Origin of the sequence: Cohaesibacter celericrescens (genome assembly GCF_002866925.1) — a bacterium.
GTDB classification, from domain to species: Bacteria; Pseudomonadota; Alphaproteobacteria; order Rhizobiales; family Cohaesibacteraceae; genus Cohaesibacter; species Cohaesibacter celericrescens.
Genome location: NZ_PKUQ01000016.1, coordinates 76,717 through 98,600 on the forward strand (window position 1 = coordinate 76,717; position 21,884 = coordinate 98,600).

Here is a 21,884-nt window from a genome sequence, read left to right on the forward strand (position 1 = left end):
TTATTTGTAATTAATTAAATATTTCAGAGGCTTAGGTCTCTCACGTTGTGCGTGATATCACCTGCATTAGCCGAGCGGTCGAGCTGACACCAGCGAATAAGCTCCAAATTTTTTTATAAAATCAGGAACCCATTCGCCAGTTTATCGTTGATTAGATAACTGGAACGTGGAGTTCGAAGGTCACGTGCAGTTTCAAATCTAACCTTACAACATGAGGAGATTGCCAAATGAAACGCATTCTTGCAACAACCGCTATGAGTCTTTTTCTGAGTACTGCAGCTTTTGCGGATGATCATATGTCCGCTTTTACAACTTATGACGTTCAGGGCGTGCAAGATATTTACGCATCCGAATTCATTGGTATGCGCATCTACTCTGCCGAGAAAGACTATGACGCCTTTGATGCAAACAGCCGTGTCAACGAAGGAGCCGAGCAGGAGTGGGATGATATTGGCGAAGTCAATGACATCATTCTGGGCCGCGATGGCAAGGTCAAGGCAGTCATTCTCGGTGTGGGTGGCTTCTTGGGTGTCGGTGAAAAAGATGTCGCCGTCGATATGAGTAGCATCAAGATTGTCAATGAAACTGACGATGAAGATGATTTCTTTCTGGTGGTGAAAACCGATCGGGATATGCTTTCAGATGCACCTTCCTTTGAGAGGGCCATGGAAGAGGGCGCCACTTTTGCATCGCAAACCGGTAAATCCGTCAAGGAATATGCGGAAGGTTTGGCAAATGATGCCAGCGGTGCGATGAGCAACGCCAAAGATAAAATGACGATCGTTGCAACTGATGCCAAAAATAAAATGGCTGCGGCTACGGATGAAGCAAAACGCACCATATTGATGGCGCCTGATGTTGTTCGTGACGGCTGGAACAGTGCTGTGATCACCGATCTCACCACCGATGATCTGAGCGGTGCGCGAGTTTACGGTGCCAATGATGAAGACATTGGTGAAATTGATGCCTTGATCCTCAATGATGAAGGCAAAATTGAAAAAGCGATTTTGGATATTGGTGGCTTTCTTGGTATCGGCGAGCACCGCATCGCAGTTACTATGGATGAATTGAAAATCTTGCGTCAGAATGATGGTGGCGAAGTGAAGGTCTACATCAATGCGACGCAGAAAGCGCTCGAAGCCCAGCCGGAGTATAAAGGCTCATAACCGCGCATAAATGGCGTTTTCCATGAGTGGTGTGGCGTTACTGTAATATCAGTGCTCACCAATCTGACAATTAGCTAATCAGAGGCGTCTTGTATTGTGCAAGGCGCCTTTTTTGTTGCTGCCGACGATGGCTAGTTTTGCGGATCCAGAGCAAGTCGGACCTGGCATGCTTTGCCCTCGGGACTATGTAATCCGCCCCAGAATGGAACCAAAACAGTCTCTGGCGCGTTGTTCTAGTGCGTTCGTTGGTCCGATGAACATTGAAAAATGGAGAAACACTATGTCCAACACAACAAAAATCAACTCACCAAGACCTGACAATACAAACATTGTTGAAGCTGATCTTGCTCAAGACAAAATGGGTAACAATCGATTGCAAGGCAATGATCAGTCTCAGGTGCGCAATCAGCGTCAAGCGGTGCCTGATGTGAAGCTGGAAACGGACGGCGTGATCGAGAGTTTTGAGAAGCTTGATAAGGATGTGCGCGCAGAACGGGACCTTGGAAAAGGCAACCGGTCAAAAGGTGACTGATCCTGAATTGCTGCAGTTCGATAAACGGGAAAAATTGGAACCAAATGCGGCTTCAACCGTTGGTAAGATAGGAACGGTGATTGGTGTCTCATTCGACTTCAGTAAAACACTGTTCTCAAATGATTTCGAAAGAAGGAAACCAAATCATGGCACGCTTGACCAAATTCTTGATGGCCGTCTCTTTGCCTTTGGCCTTAGTGACATCAACAGTGCAGGCTGCTGATGTGGACCGTATCGAGGTGGGGGTTCTTGAGTGCGCCGTTAAGGGCGGCGGTGGTTTTGTTTTCCAGTCGACCAAAGATTTGTCTTGCCGATTTAAACCTGCCGACGGCGCTCGGTCAGATGAGCCCTATTTCGGGGCGATCAGTAAATTCGGCATTGATATCGGCACCACCGACAATGGGGTGATTTCGTGGGCTGTGCTTGCCCCGACCACCGATATTCGCGAGCCGGGGGCTCTGGCTGGCACCTATCGGGGGGTGAGTGCCCAAACAACGGTTGGTGTGGGTTTGGGTGCCAATGTTCTGTTGGGTGGATCTGGTGAGACGATAGCTTTGCAGCCATTAAGCGTGTCGACGCAAACCGGGCTGAACTTTGCTCTGGCGATTGGTCAGGTCGAGCTACGCTCAATTGTCGACTAGTGGCGGTCTAACCCTTTACCAACATTGAAAATATGAAATGAAGAGCTTCGTGAGTGACTTGTCCCGACCGGAGCGATGAAAGGAAAAGCAATATGTTTGAATATGGAATCTTGGGTCTATTGATCTTGATCGCTGACATCTATGCCGTGATTAAAATCTTGGGCAGTGGCGCCAGCACTGGGTCGAAAATTCTCTGGACCCTTGGCGTTTTGGTCTTCCCGCTAATTGGACTGATTGTTTGGTTCTTTGCTGGCCCGAAAGGCTCTAGGTCACTTTAGCTTCTTCTTGTTTTTGCTTTTAAGGGGGATGGTTATTTTGACGAGCAAGCCATTTTCGGAATATTGGCGCTCAATCTCCCCCTGCAATTCGCCCAAAATATTAGCATCGATAAGCTTGGTCCCAAACCCCTTGTGGGTTGGGGCCTTTACTGTTTTCTGGTTTGTTTCTCTCCATAGTATTTTCAGGACTTTACGCTGGTTGTCTTCTGTCACGGTCCAAGTGACGGACAGGGTGTCCTTGGAGTTTGCAACATCACTATATTTCAAGGCATTGGTTGCCAACTCGTGGAATGTAAGCCCTAGCGCTTGCGCTGTGGCTTCGTTCAAATCCACCTTCGGGCCTGAAACCTGATCCTTATAGGAGTATTCGCCCAAAACCTGCTCCAGCTCTTTGGCAAGCAGATCCAGCAATTCTGCCCTTTGCCAATGCGATCGTGTCAAAGCGTCCTGCGCGTTGGCCATGGCTTGCAGGCGGGCGTTAAATGAGGTGGAGAAGGCGTCCAATGAATCCGAATGCAACAAAGTCTGCCGACTGATTGCCATAATGCGTGCAATTGAGTTTTTGATGCGGTGCTTCATTTCTCCAAGCAGCAGTTCTTTGTCTTTCAAGCTTTTCTCCGAGAGGGCCTGAAGTTTGTGCGCTGAATCCAATGCTCGCAACTGGGATCGTGTCATGAAGGCCAGTAGTAAAGCCAGCAGGATCGAAATCGAACCAACCACATAGGGGGTGATGTCTTCAACCGTCCATGCTCCCTCGGGAAGGGTACCAATCTCAAAAATCCATTTTCGACCCGCAAAATCCATCTCGCGGTCAATTAGAAATTCAAATTGACTTTCGGATTCCTCGAACCCTTCGCTCGTATATAGAGGGTATTCGGGCCTCTCTTTATCATAAGCTTTTAACTTGATCGGCAGCAGTGGTCTTCGGGTGAGGGCCGTCGTGAAAAAGTCTCCCGCTCTGAATGGAGAATATATGAAGCCCTTAACGGGTTGTTCGGGTTGGATTGTTTCCGTGTCATCGATGCTGTCGTCAGGGTGGTGTAGAGGCACATAAACCAAAAATCCGGCTTGCTTTTCGGACCCGATCTCCTGAACAAGCTCTACGGGCCCTGTCGCTGTCACATTGCCTGCTAACAGGGCTGATTCCATAGCGCCTCGACGGATAGGCTCATGGAACATATCAAAGCCAAGGGCGGCGTTGTTGCGAGGATCAAGTGGTTCGATTAGGGTGATGGGTGTTCTAAGGGGTTGATCGGTCGTGGGCCATACCGGACGATCTATGGCGTAATTCTTGATTAAATTATCTTCTATCTGTTGTTCTTGCCCGCTGCTGATCAGCTCTGCAAATCCGATACCCTGACCGCCTGGGTAATGCTCGTCCATTTCCAGCCCAGATACGAATGTATTGAATCGAGCGCGGGAAACCATCTGATCTCCCGCTGCAAAGAAAGATCTGGTCGCGCGGAGCAATGACATGTGCTGACCCAACCGCGCCGCAACCCGGTCTACGGCCTCGTCTGCAATGAGTTCGGCTTCTGCGTGGTTGGATGTTTGGGTTGCTTCACGCAGTGTATAGGACATTCCCAAACCAATTGTACAAACGGTACAAAACACAATGGGCGACAGAAGACGGTGCATGTGGCGATCGTTCCTAGTTGATTTGACTATTCACTATGATTGATGTTGGCACGCGTGCAAAGCGATTTACCTACACTCAGGCGTCTTGCTGTGCATACCAACAGGTCATGCTTAAAATATTGGGGCATGTACTGATCAAATAAATTATAAATTTGGTAGAACTACGCAAAATCAAGGCTTTATAGGCGGGTTTGACCATAATGTCTTGCCAAGACGCATGTAACCTTGATCTCTCTTTTCCTGTTATTGATCGCAATTATGGTCTTTTGGGGATTGTCTCGACGGCAGTAATTCTTTCACGCTTTCTATGTCTGCTGCCAGCGGCTTGTAGTGTTCAATCTGGTCAATCAGTAGCTGGCTATGTTTGGCCACCAGATCACAGAGGTCATCATTGTCGATATGGGACAGTCGCTTCAATGAGTGCGCAAGCCCTTGCGCCATGAGTATATTATTGGTCGCAGCACGCCGAATGGGGTGGTAGGCTTGACCAAACAATTGGCGTAGCGACAATCCATGCAAAACCAAGCGAATGTCGCCGTTGTGGTCGGCTTGGGTTGAAATGTGGATATTCTCGCGGGCCATAACCGCAAAGGCCGCCGACAGGCTGTTTACGCAGGCAATCGCAGTGAAGGTATCGCTCACGCTGGGGGAGAGTGCTCTCAGGGCAATTTCGATCAGTAGATTTATTTCAAACTGAATGGTTCCTGCCTCAGAGCGCACATCATCAATCTCGATAAAACCGGAAAGGCACTCGCAATCCAAATCCGTATCGGTATTGGCATGCATATCTACTTTTGCGATGTCGTCGCCTTTGTGCACAAAGGTTCCATGAGCGCATGTGAAATGAATGATAGCGTCGTTTTTATGCGCCCATTCGATCAAGAGTTTCAGGTTGATATCGCCAATATATCCCGTTCTGTGGGCTTTATAGGTGGTGGTTTTGCTCGTTTCATTCTGGCTTGGCAGGCCTTGGTTTGCACGCGTCTGGTCGGCCAATTCTGATAGGTTCTGTTGCAAGTTTTTGCTGATTTTGGCTATTTCATCGTCAATCGTGATGGTCTCTGCCACATGGCGGACAAAATAAATCAATTGAAAGACCGACAACGCTGCGAGGATAACCGCGCCGGAGATGGTGCCATTGGGAACGAAGTCTGAGTCAATGCTGTAGAGCGCAATGATGGAATAGAGAAAGGTGCCGCCAAAAAGCCCCGCGGTGATTTGATTGACTAGATCTGATGAAAAGCGCCTGAGCAAGCGCGGGCCTATATTTCCAGCTGCAAGGGTGAACACAAGCAGAACAATTGAGTAGGTCAGGCTTAAAGTGGTGATGGCTCCCGTGGCGATCACGCTGAGAAGGGAACGCGCCTGATCTGTTGTCTGGATAGAGATAAATTGAGAATAGGACGAGCCTTGCAGTATTTCTTCTAGCGGCAGGGTCGCAAAGGGCATCAGGCCAATGCCAAGAGATATCAATGCTGGCACTGTGATCAGCAAAAGAAGCGGCTTGTGATAGGTCGACAATAGCATGGGTCTTTTCCTGTTCGCTGCTTTTCCGCGCTTGCTTGTGATCTTACGGGCTGCACTCGCCCAGTCAAAATTAATTAAATAATTTGTTTCGACAAGGGAACAAAATCACGTGTAGAGGCGTTTTACTTATAGATCAGATGATTGATCTGAAACGCAAATTTACACTGGAGTGAAATGATGAACTGGAATCAGATTGAAGGCAATTGGGAACAGGTCAAAGGCGAAGTGCAGAAGCAGTGGGGCGAGTTGACCAACGACGATATGGACGTCATTGCTGGCAATCGTAAGCTGCTTGCGGGCAAGCTTCAGGAACGCTACGGCAAAGCGGAAGAAGAAGTTGATCAGGAAATTGATGGCTGGCTTTCCAAAAACTGATGCGCCTCAGAATTGGCGAATATGGAGCTCCCGTAAGGGGGCTCTTTTTTTGTCTGCTTGCACGATCGATTGGCGGGTGTGTGTGAGGGGAGGCCGCGCTCTGTAGGTATTGGAGTCTTGTGGTTGAAATTTGCATAAAAAAACGGCCCCAAATGGAGCCGTTTTTTAATTATTTTGAACTCGTTTCTATCGTCTCCGAACAAGGTGCATAATCAAAGATGCTACCAGAAAGAACAAGAACAGATAGAACAGAATTTGGGCAATACCGACAGAGGCACCTGCAATACCACCAAATCCCAACACGCCTGCGATCAAGGCGATCACGAAGAATACTAGAGCATAATAAAGCATTTCATTTCTCCTTTTCCCTATATTATATAAACGGTTAGGGCGGAGATTGGTTCCAATGAAACTGGTTCTTTTATGCTTCTTTCTGTTCGAAAAACAGGGCTTGGCTGATGAGGGCCTTTACCATGTCCGGGTTGAAGGGTTTGGTGACAAGGAAGGTTGGCTCGGGGCGCTCTCCGGTGAGCAAACGCTCGGGGAAGGCGGTGATAAAGATTACAGGAATGTCGCTGTCTTTGAGAATGTCTTTTACGGCATCAATACCGGATGATCCGTCTGCCAATTGAATGTCAGCAAGCACCATTTTGGGCTTGCTTTGGTTATACAGCTCTAAGGCTTCAGTGTGGGTGCGTGCTATGCCGGTCACCGTATGGCCCAAACTCTCGACCATATGTTCGATGTCCATGGCGATCAGGGGTTCATCCTCAATAATCAATATGTCGGTCGAAACCTGTTTCGATATTTCAATCGAAGCCTGTGCAAGCAGATCAGACACACTACTTGCGTCCACACCAAGGATGGTGGCGATGTCGTCGGGTTTGAATTCTTCCACTGAGGTTAGCAAAAAGGCCTGCCGCGCGGCAGGGGACACATTTTGCAGATTTTTGGCTGCGCGCCTTTCCCATCCAAAGGGAGATTGCACTTCAGGCACATCAACAGCGCTGCTACGATAGATATGCGCAAACAATGTGTAGATCGACACTCTATCATTGCCTGTCTCAGGAAAGATGGATGTGTCGGCGATCAGTGCTTCAAGGGTTGCTGCCACATAGGCATCTCCAGAAGATTGTGATCCGGTTACTGCGCGTGCGTATCGTCGCAGGTAAGGAAGATGTGCTGCAACACGAGTAGATAACGTCATCTAAAAAGCCTCTCCATTATGGGCATTGAACTGCTATTATAGAGGGAAACGCACCAAATAAAAAAAAGTTCCTTGTGATTGGAACTTTTTTGGATCTGATGCGTTTTAATTACGAACACGACAAAATGACAGGCGTATAGATGGTGAACAACAATCATAAAAGATTGGATCCGGCTCCCGGTGGTTTCGACGACCTTTTAGCCCCAAATGCGGGTGGGCTCGATCCAAATGATGCTATTTCGCAAAAACTCAAAGCCCTTTATTCACAGGCTGAACAGCAGGCTATACCAGACCGGTTTCTGGACCTGTTGGAAAAGCTGGATGAAGTTGAGCGTGCGAGCAAACCCTCCGAGGAAAAATGAGCGCTTCAGTGCAATCTCCGACTGGCAGTTTTAAACGCGACTTGCTCGCTCAACTGCCCAGCCTTCGAGCCTTTGCTATGTCGCTGTGTAATTATCACGACAAGGCAGATGATCTGGTACAGGACACTGTGATGAAAGCATGGGCCAAACAGTCAAGCTTTCAGCCTGGCACCAACTTACGCGCATGGCTCTTTACGATATTGCGTAATGAATTTTATAGCCAGATGCGCAAAAAAGGGCGAGAAGTCCAGGATCCCGACGGTGCCTTTACCGATAATCTTGCTATTCATGCAGAACAGCACGGAAGAATGGATCTGCAAGACTTCAGCAAAGCACTGGCGGAATTGCCCGATGACCAGAGAGAGGCGATTGTTCTTGTGGGAGCATCCGGGCTCTCATATGAAGAGGCTGCAGAGGTTTGCGACTGTGCCGTTGGCACGATTAAGAGCCGGGTCAATCGTGCCCGCAGCCGTCTGCAAGAATTGCTGAAACTGGATGGTGACACCAGCTATCTGCCGGATGAAACGTCAGCGTCTGTAACTTCGCAAGCTTTCTCCAGCTAAGCTTGCTCTATATCGATTCATAAAAAACCCATCCCCCTCACGCCTTTTGGCAGATGAGGGGGATGGGTTTTGTTTTGGCCTGTCTTTTGTCTGACATCTGCGACGACAGGCACGGCATCAGAGAGAGGCTGTTAATCCGCTCTAGCTCGTTGCCGGATCGACGCCTTGGTCTTGAAGCGCAAGCTCGATTAGGCGTGGGTCGTTGTCTTGTCCGTCATCCTCAATTCCCGTGCTTTTTGCTAAAGCTGTGGACTCAGCGCTGGCGTCAAATAGCATTTGTTTGAGCTGTTCGACGATATATTGACGCGAGTGTGATGGAGAGGAAACCAGGCTGTCGATTTTATTTTTGACTGTGGTGGTCATGATAATGGTTTCTCTGTTCTTGCATTCTTATCATGCGGGAGCAAAATGGTTTGCTCCCGCCACCGGTGTGGCTGTTTTAGTAAGGGGTGGCGTGCATCTGTTATGAGATTACAGAGCGGAGCATCCAAAGAGCTTGCTCATGAAATGTCAAACGAGCTGTCAACATGTCTTCGGTCACCATGTCGCCTGCATCCCCGGCCTTTCTGGCGGTTTTGCGGATTTTACGGACCACTGTTTCGTGCAGTGCAATCAGGTCATGGACCATGTCACCGGCTTGCGTGTTGTTGACGCTCTGTTTACTGGGGGAAAATGAGCTAACATCAGAGAATGTTGCTGGTGCCAGATGGCCCAACGCTCTAACCCGTTCCGCAATCACATCCGTGGCGGCAAACAGATCATTATAATGCGCCTCGGTCAGCTCATGCAGTGGCTTGAATAAGGGGCCAACAACATTCCAGTGATATATATGACTGGTAATCATTAGCCGATATGTTGAACTCAGGATGTCGGACAGGGTTTTTGCGGTGTCTTTTCGATATTTGTCGCTCAAACCAATGTTCATGTCTGACGGTTTGGTTTCTGATTTCAATATTTCGCTAGTCTTAGACACAGCTCGTCCTTTCTGAAAAGTGGTTTTGATGATGTTCGCGAGGTACTTGTTTGGGCGGATTATTGGTCATCAGAGGTGCTTTTGCGCAGCAAAAATGCGGCACCCAAAAGACCTGCCCCCGCAACCATCATCATGGTTGGCGATTTTGAAAAGGCGCCGATCAACGCTCCGGTCGCAACAATATCCGAACCATTTGTCTGGACTTGTTGGTCGCGTTTTTTGCGTTGATGGCGAATGATCTTGAGCCCTAAGAGCATTGCAGCTCCGAGCATCAGCGAGGCCGCAGACAGGGCCAGTGCAGCCGGCGCTGCCCCGTACTCTTCCATCAGAGCAACAAAGACAGCGACCATGCCAAACAGGTAACAGGTCAGGAACGCCAAGCCTGCAAAGGCTATGAACAGGCTGTCCTGATAGGTGCGCTTGACCTTCTGTTTGACCTTGGTGCTAGCCTGTCCTGCAATGATTGAAAAGAGAGGGCCAATCATTTATTTACGCACCAGCATCGCGGCCAGAAAACCAGCGCCGACTGCTATTCCAAGGGCAGCAAGAGGCTTTTTGCGCACCTGAAGCATAAGCTTTGCTTCCAGTTCACCTGCTTCTGTATTGAGGGCCTTGATGGCTTCTTGTGATTTTTCGGCCATAGCCTGAGCAGTCTGTTTTGCTTGATTGCTCAATTCATCGGCCTTTGATGCGCCGCCATTTGATAGCATTTTTGTCAAACTCGCAATATCGTCGCGGATCTGTAAAACCTGTCCATCCAGTTCTTCAAGAGTGGGCGCTTTGGTCTTGTTTGCTACTGTATTGTTGGCTGGCATTTGTCATCTCCATTGTTGTTCGAGTGATACCTAACCAATGATCTGACGGGGGAATGGTTCCGGAAAAACCGGGCAGAAAAAATATTTAAGTTTTACGGAACAAACCTGGCTCTGGTGCGTTGAGACACGAGGACCAAATTATCGAAGATGAGAAATGTCGTTTGCTTGAGCGTTGTCCCGCTTCTGTGTGCATTCTGTCTGCGACAAAATAAAAGGCCATCAGACTAAGGAGCTCTCGATATGCCTAGTGATGAAAATGCTGTAACAGAAAACCTCGGTTCAGCTGTTGCAACAGTAGACGGTTTGATAGAGGGCTTCTTTTCTATGTTGCCCAAAGTCGTGATTGCACTGGTGCTCTTTATCCTAATGTTGGTTGTCGCATCGATTGTGAAGGCGCTTGTAAAGCGCATTCTCACGTCGAGGGCTTCTTCCGGTGTTGGCATCGCACTTGGTCGGATCGTGCAGTTGGTGATTATTTTTGTCGGCCTTTTGGTGTCGGTTGCCATCGTGGCGCCAAGTGTCGGTGCTGCTGAGTTGTTGCAGATCCTCGGGGTTGGGTCGGTTGCCATTGGCTTTGCCTTTCGCGATATATTGCAGAATTTTCTTGCTGGTCTCTTGCTTCTTTTGCGACAACCTTTTGTGGCAGGAGATTGGATTCAGTTTCGTGGCTTTGAGGGGACAGTACAGGAGGTTTCAACCCGCTCGACTTGGGTGAAAACCTTTGATGGCAGCGATATTTCCATCCCCAATGGCGAGCTTTTTAAAGACCCCGTCACTGTTATGACCAAAGATTTCATGATCCGCACAGATTATGAAATTGGGGTAGGGTATGACGCCGATCTGGAACAGGCAAAATCGGTTATTCTCGATGCTGTGGAGTCGATCGATGCGGTTTTTGATGATAAAAAGCCGGATATCGGTGTTTCCGATTTGGCGGCGTCTTCTGTGTTGTTACGCGCACGCTGGTGGACCACCACAGATGATGTCTATTCAACCAAACTTGCTGTGTTGCAAGCAATCAAGGAAGCCTTGGATGCTGCGGGTATTTCTATTCCGTATCCTCACAGACAGTTGATTGTCTATCCATCTGCGACGGGCCAGAAAAGCAGTTGAAAGATCGCAAATAGGATACCATTCTTACAAACACATCAATCGCATGACCAAAGAGTAAAGCATTGCCTCTCAAATCAAACAAAGCAGAATTGATCGCCATACGGTATCTCGCCAAAGACATGTGCGCTTTGGTGCAAGACCCTGCGCGTGTTGAGGCCGTGTTCCGGTCTGTCGGACCTGATGTGTTTAGGGACCCTGACTTTGATACCCTGATAGACATGTTGCTGGCACAAACACAAGCCAAGCTTGCGTTTGTTGCGATCGTAACGGACCGTGATGTTTGGTATCAGAGCAAAGCCGGAGAGGGAGCTTATTCTGCTGTCTTGACCGACTTCATCAGCATATCTTGTCTTGAGGAGAAATGCTCATGGGTTCCTGTGTCTGCATTTTCGCCAAATATACTCAAGTATGAAACCCATAAATTCAATTCTACCAACGCATCTATCCATGTTAGCGGGGTGCCTTTGGTTGTGAATGGTGTGACTGTCGGTAGTCTATGTTTGATCAATGATGCACCCGTTACAAGCTCAGGATTCAGGGATGTCTTGGCGCGTTGTTCCAAATTGGCAGCTTCGCTTTATGAATTAAAGCATGCGGCTAAGAACCATGTGTTGTCCGAACTTAACTTGTCGCAGGCCAACATGCGGCACGCGTTGGCACTCAAGGCGGGCGGCATAGCGACATGGGGCTGGGATCTGCGTGAGGATGTGGTTGACTGTGACCAAGGCTTGCTCGATTTTTATGATCTTGAAACCAAGGACAAGCTCCGTTCAAGCACCCTCTTTGAGAGGATTATTCCCGATGATATTGGCCGGGTGAAAGACGAGATCCAAACCGCGTTGTTGTCTGATGAGGATTTTTTCACCGAGTTTCAGTTGCAAAACGGAACTTATATTCTGATTATCGGGCATGTGTTTGAGCGGTCTGATGACGGTGAACCTCTGCATGTTCTTGGGGTTGCTATTGATTTGTCCGAGAGCAAAAAGTCCGAAGCCAAGACACGGCTGTTACTCAGAGAAGTGAATCATCGTGCAAAAAATATGCTCGCGATTCTCCAGTCTTTGGCAGGGCAGACCATGCGTCATACGCAATCTGCGCAAGAGTTCACCAGAGCTTTTTCCGGGCGGCTCCAAGCTTTGGCCGCGTCCCATACTCTGCTTTCAGATCAAGAATGGGATGATACAGATGTTTATGCTCTGCTTAAAATTCAGCTTTTGCCTTATACGCAGGATTATAGCAATCAGGTTGAGATTAACGGACCTGCTGTGTTGGTGAATGCCGATGTTGCAGTTGCGTTGGGACTGGTGTTCCATGAGCTTGCAACCAATGCTCTTCGCTTCGGCGCTCTTTCAAAAAGAGACGGTAAAGTGAAGGTCTTTATTGAGCAAAAGGTCACTGAAAAAGGCAATTGGCTTAATTTGCTTTGGCGTGAAACTGGCGGTGTTGGCATAACTAGGCCTGCAACAGAAGGGTTTGGCAGCCTTCTCATTCGCAGCAGCTTGAATAAGATTGTTGGAAGCCGTGTGCATATTGATTATGCGTCACAAGGTATTGCGGTTGATATTTCTATCCCTCTGAAATATCAATGAAATTATTTTCCTGTTTTTGAATTTCTATAAGTATAAATGGAACATATTTATATCTCCTGCGTTGTCTAAGTGAATGGAGGATGCAGTCCTTCAAGACTTTTTTCCTCTTTGTATGTGCTTGTATGTAGTGCAAAAAGATGGAGTAGGAGAATATTGTTATGGAATTCAATTTTATTACTACTACAGCCTTGGCTGTTATCGTCTCTACATCTGTTTTTGCTGCAAGCAACGATGTCGAACACTCAGCGCAGGAAAAAGTGCAGTTTAATATTTTCTCCTCTGAGACTACCGACCAGATGGTTGTCAATGAGGGCGGATATATTTCTGCCGAGTTTGGCCAGATTCTTGCGAGCAGTCTGATGGGGAAGACGGTCTATACCTATGAGCCGGGTAAACCAGAAAAAGATGCTGTGGGTGATGTCAATGATCTCGTGATGGCGCCGGATGGATCATTCAAGGCGGCCATCATCGGTGTCGGTGGCTTTGTTGGTATTGGCGAGAAAGATGTGGCTGTCGATTTCAAGCGCATCAGCTGGATGAGCTGGGATGGTGAACGTCATTTGGTTTTGCACGCGTCTAAGGAGGAGCTGACCGAGGCGCCCGTCTTTATGCGTCAAGCACTCAATCTTATTCATCGTGAAGGATTGCTGGTTGTTGATCAGTCCAATCTGAGTGCCGAAAATATGATTGGAACCGTTGTTTATGGTTCCAATGACGAAGAAATCGGTGAAATCAGCGATGTGATCCTGAGTTCTGAAAGCCAAGTGGTGGCTTATATTATTGACGTGGGTGGTTTCTTAGGTATTGGCGAAAAACCAGTGGCAATGGATATCGATGCTCTCACGGTTTACAAAGATGCTAAAGGGGATTTGCATATTTACACCCCTTACACTGAAGGACAGTTGAAGGCGCAGAGAGCTTATTCTGAAAGTGACTACAGCAGCGACCGTGACGTCGGGGTTGCCAGGTAGCCTGCGCAGTGGGCCGCATATCTGTTGATGTGTGGCCCAACGTGTTTTCAAACAATCCTTAACTCAACATAATTCCCATTTCACAGAGGCGGACCAAATTGGATCGACCGATTTTGCCGCTGTAGCTATATTTGGAACAGGTCCATGCGATCACAAAACCCGAAACGACCGCCAACCAAGGCCATTCAGACGCGTGAATCAATTCGCGAAGCGACGCGTTTGTCAGCAAAGCTGGTTTATGAAGTGATCCGGCGTGATGGCAATGAGGAATTGTCCCGCCCCGTTTCTTCATTGGTCTGGTCTGGCATTGCCGGCGGTTTGATGATTTCTTTTTCGGTTTTGGGGCTTGCCTTGTTCCGCCGTTATCTGCCGGATACGGAATGGCGTCCGCTTGTTGAGAATTTTGGCTATAGTTTCGGATTTTTACTCGTCATTCTGGGGCGGATGCAGCTCTTCACCGAGAATACCATCACCACGGTCATCCCGCTTTATCATTCCTTCTCGTTATCCGGTCTCGCTCGGGTCGGCCGGCTTTGGTCTGTGGTTTTTATGGCAAATCTGGTTGGAGCATTAATCGCCGCTTGCTTCATGGCTTATACCAGTGCATTGGGCGAGCCGGTTAAAGACATTATTGCCGATATTTCCAACCATTTGTTTGATTATGCTTGGTATGAGGTGTTTGTAAAAGCAATTCCTGCGGGGATATTGATCGCGGCTCTGGTCTGGATTATGCCGACGACGAACAGCGTATTTTTGGTGATTTCCGTGATTACCTATCTGATTTCCCTGGCAGGTTTTTCTCACGTGGTTGCTGGCAGTGTTGAGGTGTTCTATTTGGCGGTTACAGGGGAGCAAACCTTTGCCAACGCCATTCTGGGCTTCATTCTTCCTGCCTTATTGGGGAATGTGATTGGCGGCACGGCTATCTTCACCTTGATGGCGTGGGGGCAGGTTAAAAACGAAAAGCTTGTTGAACGGGATTAAGTGCTTGTTCGCGGGTGCCCTGCCTTGAGAAACCATGCCTGTAAAGCCCAGATCAAATCTGGGCTTTTTGCTTTTGGGCTTTGGAATTGTTGGTTTTAAATGTTTGGGTCGCGATCGCTTGGCGCCAAAGCAGAGGAGATCAGAGGGCTGTTTTTGACGAGCGCATAGCCAATCATAAGGATGGGTACGGCAACAAAGCCTCCCACTGGACCCCAAAGCCATATCCAGAAAATGAGTGACAGGAAGATTGCGAAGGGATTGATCGTTGTGATCTTGCCCAGCAACATCGGGGTCAGAAATTGCGCTTCAATAAAGTTGATTAACAAGTACACAGCCGCAGGTGTTACAATACTGCCCAATTGGCTCGAAACTGCCAAGCCAACGGCAAGCAGGATCAGGGTCATCATTGCGGGGCCAATGTAGATTACAAAATTGAGCACACCGGCCAAGAGGCCCCATAGGATAGGGGACGGTACGCCAATCATCCACATGGCCCCAGTAACCACCGCGGCCAACAGCAAATTGATGCCTGAGATATGCAGCAAATAGGTGGAAACCTGCATTTCTATGGTGTCGAACATGTTCACAAGCTTTTTGCGCTGACTTGTTGTTGTCAGTTTGGCAAGCACGCTCTCTTTTATCTGATGACGTGTAGCTGTGAAAAAGAATAGCCCTGCGAGAAACAGGATGATTTGTGCCATCAAGGACGGAGCCAAATAGGCCACTTGTGTGACGGTGCTTGTCTCGGAAACGCTCACTGTCACATCCGCGGATGATCGGCCCGCAATTTCATTGAACTGCTCTTGCAGACTGGTTATGGCGGCTATGGGACCCTTCCAATTGACCAGCTCCGCTTGCAATCGTGACCAAATGACGGGCAGGCGGTCCATCCATTCAGACAATGGCATGGCAAAGCCTGCAATTGCTATCGCAATGATAGCGATAAAAAGGCTAACCGTGAGGAGCGCCGAAATCCATGCCGGAATGCCAATTGCTTCAACCCGATCAGCAAGTGGACCAAAAACCAGCCCAACGATGATGGCCAAGGTCAGCGGAGCCAGAATTGTCTGTGCGATATGCAGCACCACAAACATCAGAATGAGAGCAATGAAGAGCAGGGCCAGATGGGCATGGCGCGCCAAGACTCTATCTGATCCGGTTGGATTGTCTTTCGCAATTTCTGGTGTTTGCATGGTTGGGGCTCGCTGACTTGTCTTTGAGAAGTTATTACAGAGCCAACGGTTGAAACGAAAAAAAGTTCCCTTCGAAGCAGGCAGCACGGAAAGATGAGCGGGAAACAAGTCATTCGAGCTGTGGTTGGTGGGGATGTGTGATTGGCATTATCCATGGGTTTTTTATCTATTCCTTGAAATGGCTTTCACAAGTCTGTGGCAGGGTGTTTGCAGTAGATTTGGAACGGATAAGGCCTGTTGGATCAACTGCGCTGCTTTTCGGCAAAATTGTGCGTGTGATCAGCAAGAACAGCGCAAGTGTTCGACGACTGAAGTGACTATTCCGGTTCAATTGATGTGCATCGGCAACAATGCCGCACTTTCTCTAGATTCTGCTTGGCGCATCTTGATTGATCGTCTATATCATCGCCTCTGCATATTTGAACTGAATTTGGGACAAGACAATGAAACTTGGTGGTCGTCTGCAAGCTGCAATCGAAGTGCTACAAGAGGTTGAGGGGCGTAAACGTCCTGTTGCCGAAGCGCTGAAGGATTGGGGGCGAACGCATCGTTTTGCCGGATCTGGAGATCGATCTGCGATTGGTAACATTGTTTATGATGCCATGCGCTCTCGTGCATCGATTGCTTGGCGCATGGGCGAAGATACCCCGCGCGCTTTGGCTATTGGTACGCTCGCCTTTGATTGGAACAACAGCCCCGAGCAATTGGCCGCTGCCATTGCTGATGACGCGCATGCCCCTGAGGCTTTGAACGATGCTGAAGTTGCTGCAATTGAAGCAAAATCTTTGAAAGACGCGCCTTTTTGGGTCAAAGGCGATATTCCGGAATGGGTTGAAGGGGCTTTTCTTGAAGCCTTTGAGGAAGATGCGCATATGGAAGCCAAGGCTTTCTCTCGCCGTCCTCCGGTTGACATCCGTGTTAACACCCTCAAATCTACCGTTGAGAAAGTTCAAAAAGAACTATCCCGTTTTGATCCCAAACCCACCAAATTGAGCAAGACGTGTTTGCGTTTTCCTGCCGGTAAGGGCGACTCGCGTCAGCCCAATATTCAGGGTGATCCAGCATTTCGCAAAGGCTTTTACGAAGTTCAGGATGAGGGCAGTCAAATTGTTTCCAGTTTGATTTATCCGCGTGCGGGTGAGCAGGTTCTGGACTTTTGTGCAGGGGCTGGTGGCAAGACATTGGCGATGGCCGCGCAAATGGAAAACAAAGGTCAGATCTACGCTTATGATATGAATGCGTCGCGGTTGGCCCCGATTGTGGACCGGATAACGCGGGCAGGGGTGCGTAATGCCCAGACCAGAACGCCCAACGATGGCGCTCTCGATGATCTTATGGGGCGTATGGATCGTGTTGTCGTGGATGCTCCTTGTACCGGTACGGGCACATGGCGCCGCCGGCCCGAGACCAAGTGGAAGCTGACCGAAGAGCAATTGGAAAAACGGGTTGAAGAACAGCAGCTGGCTTTGGCACAAGCGCGCCAGTTCGTTCGCCCCGGTGGCTATCTGATTTATATTACCTGTTCGGTTCTGGCTGCTGAAAATGAAGATCAGATTTATCATTTCATTGCCAATAACCCCGACTTTGAGTTGGTGTCTGCCGGTGAAGTTTGGCAAGATCTGTATGGGCTCGAAGCACCACAGCCATGGTCATCGGATATGATGAGCGTGACATTAACTCCAGCCTCCACTCAGACTGATGGGTTTTTCTTCAGTGTTTTGGAGCGGCATCAGGGTTAAATTTGGTCTTGTGCTTTTATATCAACACCTTGACTCAATTTCATGTCCAGTGAATTGAAATTTTTGATCCGCTGTAGTATTCCTTTGTCGTGATCTTTTTGAATCATGACAAAGGAAATGACGTGATGGCGAGCGACAGCGATTCTTTTCAGGTTTCGATGTTTGATACCCTGCCTGATATGGCCCCGCCGCAGCCCAAGCCTGCTGCGGACGTTGGGCCGTTTCAAGTGGATGTTGCCAAGCCTGCAAAAGTGAAAAAACGCTCCACTCCGGCAACAGCGCTCGCCAGCGAAGAGGCGTTTACGCTTGAAAACTTCCTGCCCTACCGGATCTTGGAAGTGGCTCAGGGGATTTCGCGGCGCGTCGGCAAGGTTTTGCACGACGAGTGGGATATGAGCGTCGCTGAGTGGCAAGTTCTGGCCAGTCTGGCGCGGGATGGTGCTGTGTCTGTGCGTGAGGTTGAGCCGCGCACCTTATTGGATACGGTTGCCGTCTCTCGTGCTGCCAAGCGTTTGACGGACCGAAAGCTGATCAAGCGGGATGTGAACAAGCAGGATAAGCGGCTTGTGGTTCTCAAAACCACAAAAAGGGGGCGTGATATCGCCGCTGAAATTGGCCATTGCGTGATGGATATGGAGTCCGATTTCCTCAAGGGTATGAATGTCCAAGATCGTATTCGCCTGTCCCAACTGCTCAAATCATTGACCTGAGTTTCTCCTCGAGACCAATGATTTGCTCGGGACGCCTTGCTTTCACTCATGCAAGGGTTGGCTTTGAGGTGCCGTTTTGGTTCTAATTGTATTTTTGTATTTTGTAGACATCGCCCGCGTCACTGTACTCCATTGAGGGACAGACGCGGCTACGCTCGTCGTGTAGGCTGGAAAAAATTGCTTTTTTGCCTCACCTCTTTGCAATCGTGACATGTTTGATTGCCTTTGCGCTGGCTTCGTCTTAAGAAGTTAGGAAATTGCTCAGATAAGTGAGCATCTTGAACGACAGGATTGAGACGCATGACGGATAAAATTCTCATCATTGACTTTGGCTCACAAGTTACGCAGTTGATTGCAAGGCGCGTGCGTGAGGCAGGTGTTTATTCCGAAATCGTACCGTTTCAAAGCGCTGAAAAAGCCTTTCATGAGATCAAGCCAAAAGGTGTGATTCTTTCGGGCGGACCCGCTTCAACAGCAGACATTGATTCTCCGCGTGCACCTCAGGCTATTTTTGAGGCCGGTGTTCCTATCCTTGGCATTTGTTATGGTCAGATGACGCTTTGTGTCCAATCCGGAGGCAAAGCCGAAGGGTCGGATCATCGTGAGTTTGGACGGGCCTATGTTGAAGTCGTTGGCAAGAGCCCGCTGTTTCAGGGTGTTTGGGATAAAATCGGCTCCCGCCACGAAGTGTGGATGAGCCATGGCGACCGGGTTGTTAAATTGCCCAAGGGCTTTGAAGTCATTGGTGTATCGGAGAATGCCCCTTTTGCTGCTTATGCTAACGAAGAAAAACGCCAATATGGTGTGATGTTCCACCCCGAAGTGGTGCACACTCCAGATGGGGCCAAGCTGCTATCCAACTTCGTGCATCACATTTGTGGATGCGCCAATGATTGGACCATGGCGCATTTCCGTGCTGATGCCATCAAAAAAATCCGCGATCAGGTCGGCGACAAGAAGGTGATTTGTGGGCTCTCCGGTGGTGTTGATTCTTCCGTCACCGCGGTTTTGATCCATGAAGCGATTGGTGAGCAGCTGACGTGCATCTATGTCGATTCTGGCCTGATGCGTTTGAATGAGAGCGAACAAGTGGTCTCATTGTTCCGCGAGCATTACAATATTCCGCTGGTGCATGTGGACGCATCCGAAATCTTTATTACTGCACTTGAAGGCCAGTCTGATCCTGAGCGCAAGCGCAAGATCATTGGCGGCTTATTTATTGACGTGTTTGAAGATGAAGCCGAAAGCATCGGTGGAGCTGACTTTTTGGCGCAGGGAACACTCTATCCCGATGTTATTGAGTCTGTGTCTTTTACCGGCGGGCCTTCGGTTACGATCAAATCGCACCACAATGTGGGCGGCCTTCCCGAACGCATGAATATGGAACTGGTCGAGCCGCTGCGTGAGCTGTTCAAGGATGAAGTGCGGGCACTGGGCCGCGAGTTGGGTCTGCCAAGTGACTTTGTCGGACGGCATCCGTTCCCTGGACCGGGCCTTGCAATTCGTTGCCCGGGTGGAATCTCTCGCGAGAAGCTTGATATTCTGCGTCAGGCTGATGCGATCTATCTTGATGAAATTCGCAAGGCGGGCCTTTATGATGTTATCTGGCAAGCCTTTGCTGTGCTGCTGCCTGTTCAGACCGTTGGTGTGATGGGCGACGGCCGGACCTATGAGTCTGTGTGTGCTTTGCGTGCGGTCACATCCGTTGATGGCATGACCGCCGATTTCTATCATTTTGATATGAACTTTCTTTCCAAGGCCGCAACCCGCATCATTAATGAGGTCAAAGGCATCAATCGTGTGGTCTATGACGTCACCTCCAAACCTCCTGGCACCATTGAGTGGGAATAGGCTTATTCCTGAAAGAAGCTAACAGGATTGTTTGTCGCCACCCCTGAGGCCCAAGTGTAGTGGCGCGGGTTGGGTGCTTGGGTGGTGCTGCGTTTGGAAGGTAACGTTGATGCTAAGCTCGGAAACCAAAGACGAGATTTTTGATCTTATTGGACAGACGGTAACGCCTCGTCTGTCCGATCAATTGCGGTTTGTGCTAGAAATCGACAAGCTCAAAACGATCATCCGTCAAACACCTTTACTCGACATTTCACGCCGCGAGAATGATGCTGAGCATTCTTGGCATTTGGCGATGATGGCGATGATGTTAGCTGAATATGCTGCGCCGGACGTGCGTCTTGAGCGTGTTCTGCGCATGGTACTGATCCATGATATCGTTGAGATCGATGCAGGCGATACCTTTTTGTATGACGCGACAGCCGAGGCAGGGCAGGAGGAGCGTGAACAGAAAGCGGCAGATCGCTTGTTTGGTTTGCTGCCAAAGGAGCAAGCGGTCGAGTTCCGTTCATTGTGGGATGAGTTTGAGGCCCATCAAAGTCCAGACGCACGCTTTGCACGCACGATGGACCGTATGCAGCCATTTCTCCACAATGTCTTTACGGGCGGTCACTCTTGGAAGCATCACGGTGTGACGGCTGATCAAGTGCAAAAGCGCATGGCTGTGATTGCTGATGGATCTACTCTGCTGCACGGGCTTGTGACAAGGCTCATTGAAGAGTCTGTTGCACGTGGATTTTTGTTGCCCAGTTCCTCCGACTGATGGACTGAAGGACAGACCTGTTTTGTAGCGTTCAGACACATTCATTGTTCCGCGCACCAAAGAAAAAGCGCGAACCCGAGGGAGGAACCCGGGTCGCGCTTTGCATTTGTCGCTCGGTGGTTCGATCAAGGGAGGAAGTCGATCGCCGTTCGACAAAATTCGGGTTAGTTTGAGATGACCACGCTGGCTGCTTTCATGCCGCCAGATCGTTTGATCAGATTGAACAAGATTTTGGCATTCTTGGGATGCAATCGAACGCAGCCGTGGGACGCTGGGCGGCCCAGACGCGAGATGGCGTTGGTGCCATGAATGGCCCATCCTTTATGAAAAAAGACAGAGTGGGGCATCGGCGCATTGTTATATTTGCGCGAACGCCACATTGTATGCATGCGATAGGGAGCATACTGGCCGCGTGGTGTGTAATATCCGCGCCCACCCGTGGAGACTTTCCAACTGTGTGTAATGAGCCCATTTACATATACATTCATGCGCTGTTCGGAAATGTCAATCCTTGCAACAACGGGGGCTTCTGGAATGCTGGTGTCTTTGGATGCCGAATTGCCAAGCAGTGTCAATGATCCGCGCAAGGCTGGTTGGCTGTTGGCGGGTTTGTTGATATCTGTTTCCGCTGCAGGTGCCTTCGATGTTGTGGCAAGCGCCTGCCCAGTAAGGGCCAAAACAAAAAATAACGATGTAACAATTTTCAATGACATGGTCCAACCTCCCTATTTGAATGCTGCGGGTTCCTTTTGAACACTGTCAGGGCGCGCGCTAAATATTGATTGAATGGCAAGGTGAAAAGTCGAAATTGGCGCTATATTCTTGCGGTTTTGGTTAAGAAAACCTTGTTTATCGCTTTCGTTATACTTGGTTCGGGGAGCCTGATTTTATCAAGAT

At 49.1% G+C, this 21,884-nt stretch carries 25 protein-coding genes; 15 read left to right on the top strand and 10 right to left on the bottom strand.

Annotated features, from left to right (window positions below):
• Positions 1 to 227 precede the first annotated feature (227 nt).
• From C0081_RS08285 to C0081_RS08300, 4 genes are all read left to right on the top strand, one after another.
• Positions 228 to 1,166, top strand: a complete 939-nt coding sequence (locus tag C0081_RS08285) for a PRC-barrel domain-containing protein (RefSeq protein ID WP_101533350.1) — start codon at positions 228 to 230, stop codon at positions 1,164 to 1,166.
• A gap of 280 nt (positions 1,167 to 1,446) precedes the next feature.
• Positions 1,447 to 1,698 carry a hypothetical protein gene (locus tag C0081_RS08290; RefSeq protein WP_101533351.1) on the top strand — a complete coding sequence of 84 codons (252 nt, stop codon included), beginning with the start codon at positions 1,447 to 1,449 and terminating at the stop codon, positions 1,696 to 1,698.
• A 146-nt stretch (positions 1,699 to 1,844) separates the two neighbouring features.
• Complete coding sequence (locus C0081_RS08295) at positions 1,845 to 2,339, top strand: DUF992 domain-containing protein (RefSeq protein ID WP_245417890.1); 495 nt, start codon at positions 1,845 to 1,847, stop codon at positions 2,337 to 2,339.
• Positions 2,340 to 2,431: 92 nt separating this feature from the next.
• Positions 2,432 to 2,617, top strand: a complete 186-nt coding sequence (locus tag C0081_RS08300) for a PLD nuclease N-terminal domain-containing protein (protein WP_101533353.1) — start codon at positions 2,432 to 2,434, stop codon at positions 2,615 to 2,617.
• Here C0081_RS08300 and C0081_RS08305 read toward each other — a convergent pair.
• Together C0081_RS08305 and C0081_RS08310 are read right to left on the bottom strand one after the other, a co-directional pair.
• Positions 2,609 to 4,255 (bottom strand): CHASE domain-containing protein, encoded by a 1,647-nt coding sequence (locus tag C0081_RS08305; protein ID WP_101533354.1) that lies wholly within the window; start codon positions 4,253 to 4,255, stop codon positions 2,609 to 2,611. The two genes, C0081_RS08300 and C0081_RS08305, sit on opposite strands and share 9 nt — an antisense overlap.
• 243 nt (positions 4,256 to 4,498) lie before the next feature.
• Positions 4,499 to 5,782, bottom strand: coding sequence for a DUF2254 domain-containing protein (locus C0081_RS08310; protein ID WP_101533355.1), 1,284 nt, complete (start codon positions 5,780 to 5,782; stop codon positions 4,499 to 4,501).
• Between the two features lie 177 nt (positions 5,783 to 5,959).
• Here C0081_RS08310 and C0081_RS08315 point away from each other — a divergent pair, with 177 nt between their 5' ends.
• Positions 5,960 to 6,157, top strand: a complete 198-nt coding sequence (locus C0081_RS08315; protein ID WP_101533356.1) for a CsbD family protein — start codon at positions 5,960 to 5,962, stop codon at positions 6,155 to 6,157.
• Positions 6,158 to 6,343: 186 nt separating this feature from the next.
• Here C0081_RS08315 and C0081_RS08320 read toward each other — a convergent pair whose 3' ends face one another.
• Both C0081_RS08320 and C0081_RS08325 read right to left on the bottom strand, forming a co-directional pair.
• Positions 6,344 to 6,508, bottom strand: coding sequence for a DUF1328 domain-containing protein (locus C0081_RS08320; RefSeq protein ID WP_101533357.1), 165 nt, complete (start codon positions 6,506 to 6,508; stop codon positions 6,344 to 6,346).
• Between the two features lie 70 nt (positions 6,509 to 6,578).
• Complete coding sequence (locus C0081_RS08325; protein WP_101533358.1) at positions 6,579 to 7,364, bottom strand: response regulator; 786 nt, start codon at positions 7,362 to 7,364, stop codon at positions 6,579 to 6,581.
• 140 nt (positions 7,365 to 7,504) lie between these two features.
• Here C0081_RS08325 and C0081_RS23685 point away from each other — a divergent pair, with 140 nt between their 5' ends.
• Together C0081_RS23685 and C0081_RS08335 are read left to right on the top strand one after the other, a co-directional pair.
• Entirely contained in the window at positions 7,505 to 7,726 is a 222-nt protein-coding gene (locus C0081_RS23685; protein WP_180966811.1) for a NepR family anti-sigma factor, read from the top strand.
• Positions 7,723 to 8,289, top strand: coding sequence for a sigma-70 family RNA polymerase sigma factor (locus tag C0081_RS08335; RefSeq protein WP_101533359.1), 567 nt, complete (start codon positions 7,723 to 7,725; stop codon positions 8,287 to 8,289). Before C0081_RS23685 ends, C0081_RS08335 begins: the two co-directional genes overlap by 4 nt.
• 141 nt (positions 8,290 to 8,430) lie before the next feature.
• On the opposite strand, the gene C0081_RS08340 is transcribed toward C0081_RS08335, so the two are convergent.
• The 4 genes from C0081_RS08340 to C0081_RS08355 all read right to left on the bottom strand — a co-directional run bounded on the left by C0081_RS08340 (position 8,431) and on the right by C0081_RS08355 (position 10,077).
• Positions 8,431 to 8,652 (bottom strand): hypothetical protein, encoded by a 222-nt coding sequence (locus tag C0081_RS08340; RefSeq protein ID WP_101533360.1) that lies wholly within the window; start codon positions 8,650 to 8,652, stop codon positions 8,431 to 8,433.
• Between the two features lie 100 nt (positions 8,653 to 8,752).
• Positions 8,753 to 9,262, bottom strand: a complete 510-nt coding sequence (locus C0081_RS08345; RefSeq protein WP_101533361.1) for a Dps family protein — start codon at positions 9,260 to 9,262, stop codon at positions 8,753 to 8,755.
• A gap of 59 nt (positions 9,263 to 9,321) precedes the next feature.
• Positions 9,322 to 9,747: a hypothetical protein gene (locus C0081_RS08350; RefSeq protein ID WP_101533362.1), complete on the bottom strand. Its 426-nt coding sequence runs from the start codon at positions 9,745 to 9,747 to the stop codon at positions 9,322 to 9,324.
• On the bottom strand, positions 9,748 to 10,077 hold the full coding sequence (locus C0081_RS08355; RefSeq protein ID WP_101533363.1) for an ElaB/YgaM/YqjD family protein: 330 nt from the start codon (positions 10,075 to 10,077) through the stop codon (positions 9,748 to 9,750).
• A 240-nt stretch (positions 10,078 to 10,317) separates the two neighbouring features.
• Here C0081_RS08355 and C0081_RS08360 point away from each other — a divergent pair, with 240 nt between their 5' ends.
• From C0081_RS08360 to C0081_RS08375, 4 genes are all read left to right on the top strand, one after another.
• Entirely contained in the window at positions 10,318 to 11,190 is an 873-nt protein-coding gene (locus C0081_RS08360) for a mechanosensitive ion channel family protein (protein ID WP_101533364.1), read from the top strand.
• Between the two features lie 62 nt (positions 11,191 to 11,252).
• The gene (locus C0081_RS08365) at positions 11,253 to 12,779 is read left to right on the top strand and encodes a sensor histidine kinase (protein ID WP_101533365.1); all 1,527 of its coding nucleotides are present in this window, start codon (positions 11,253 to 11,255) and stop codon (positions 12,777 to 12,779) included.
• 158 nt (positions 12,780 to 12,937) lie between these two features.
• A complete protein-coding gene (locus C0081_RS08370) occupies positions 12,938 to 13,750 on the top strand; it encodes a PRC-barrel domain-containing protein (RefSeq protein WP_101533366.1) in 813 nt (270 codons plus the stop codon).
• Positions 13,751 to 13,894: 144 nt separating this feature from the next.
• Complete coding sequence (locus tag C0081_RS08375; RefSeq protein ID WP_101533367.1) at positions 13,895 to 14,734, top strand: formate/nitrite transporter family protein; 840 nt, start codon at positions 13,895 to 13,897, stop codon at positions 14,732 to 14,734.
• Positions 14,735 to 14,829: 95 nt separating this feature from the next.
• On the opposite strand, the gene C0081_RS08380 is transcribed toward C0081_RS08375, so the two are convergent.
• On the bottom strand, positions 14,830 to 15,927 hold the full coding sequence (locus tag C0081_RS08380; RefSeq protein ID WP_210200444.1) for an AI-2E family transporter: 1,098 nt from the start codon (positions 15,925 to 15,927) through the stop codon (positions 14,830 to 14,832).
• 443 nt (positions 15,928 to 16,370) lie between these two features.
• Between C0081_RS08380 and C0081_RS08390 the strand changes: the two genes are divergently transcribed.
• From C0081_RS08390 to C0081_RS08405, 4 genes are all read left to right on the top strand, one after another.
• Complete coding sequence (locus C0081_RS08390) at positions 16,371 to 17,666, top strand: RsmB/NOP family class I SAM-dependent RNA methyltransferase (RefSeq protein WP_101533369.1); 1,296 nt, start codon at positions 16,371 to 16,373, stop codon at positions 17,664 to 17,666.
• Between the two features lie 125 nt (positions 17,667 to 17,791).
• On the top strand, positions 17,792 to 18,376 hold the full coding sequence (locus C0081_RS08395) for a MarR family winged helix-turn-helix transcriptional regulator (protein ID WP_101533370.1): 585 nt from the start codon (positions 17,792 to 17,794) through the stop codon (positions 18,374 to 18,376).
• A gap of 300 nt (positions 18,377 to 18,676) precedes the next feature.
• Positions 18,677 to 20,227 carry a glutamine-hydrolyzing GMP synthase gene (guaA, locus tag C0081_RS08400; protein ID WP_101533371.1) on the top strand — a complete coding sequence of 517 codons (1,551 nt, stop codon included), beginning with the start codon at positions 18,677 to 18,679 and terminating at the stop codon, positions 20,225 to 20,227.
• A 109-nt stretch (positions 20,228 to 20,336) separates the two neighbouring features.
• A complete protein-coding gene (locus tag C0081_RS08405; RefSeq protein WP_101533372.1) occupies positions 20,337 to 20,987 on the top strand; it encodes an HD domain-containing protein in 651 nt (216 codons plus the stop codon).
• A gap of 164 nt (positions 20,988 to 21,151) precedes the next feature.
• On the opposite strand, the gene C0081_RS08410 is transcribed toward C0081_RS08405, so the two are convergent.
• Entirely contained in the window at positions 21,152 to 21,700 is a 549-nt protein-coding gene (locus C0081_RS08410; RefSeq protein WP_101533373.1) for a L,D-transpeptidase, read from the bottom strand.
• Between the last annotated feature and the right edge of the window lie 184 nt (positions 21,701 to 21,884).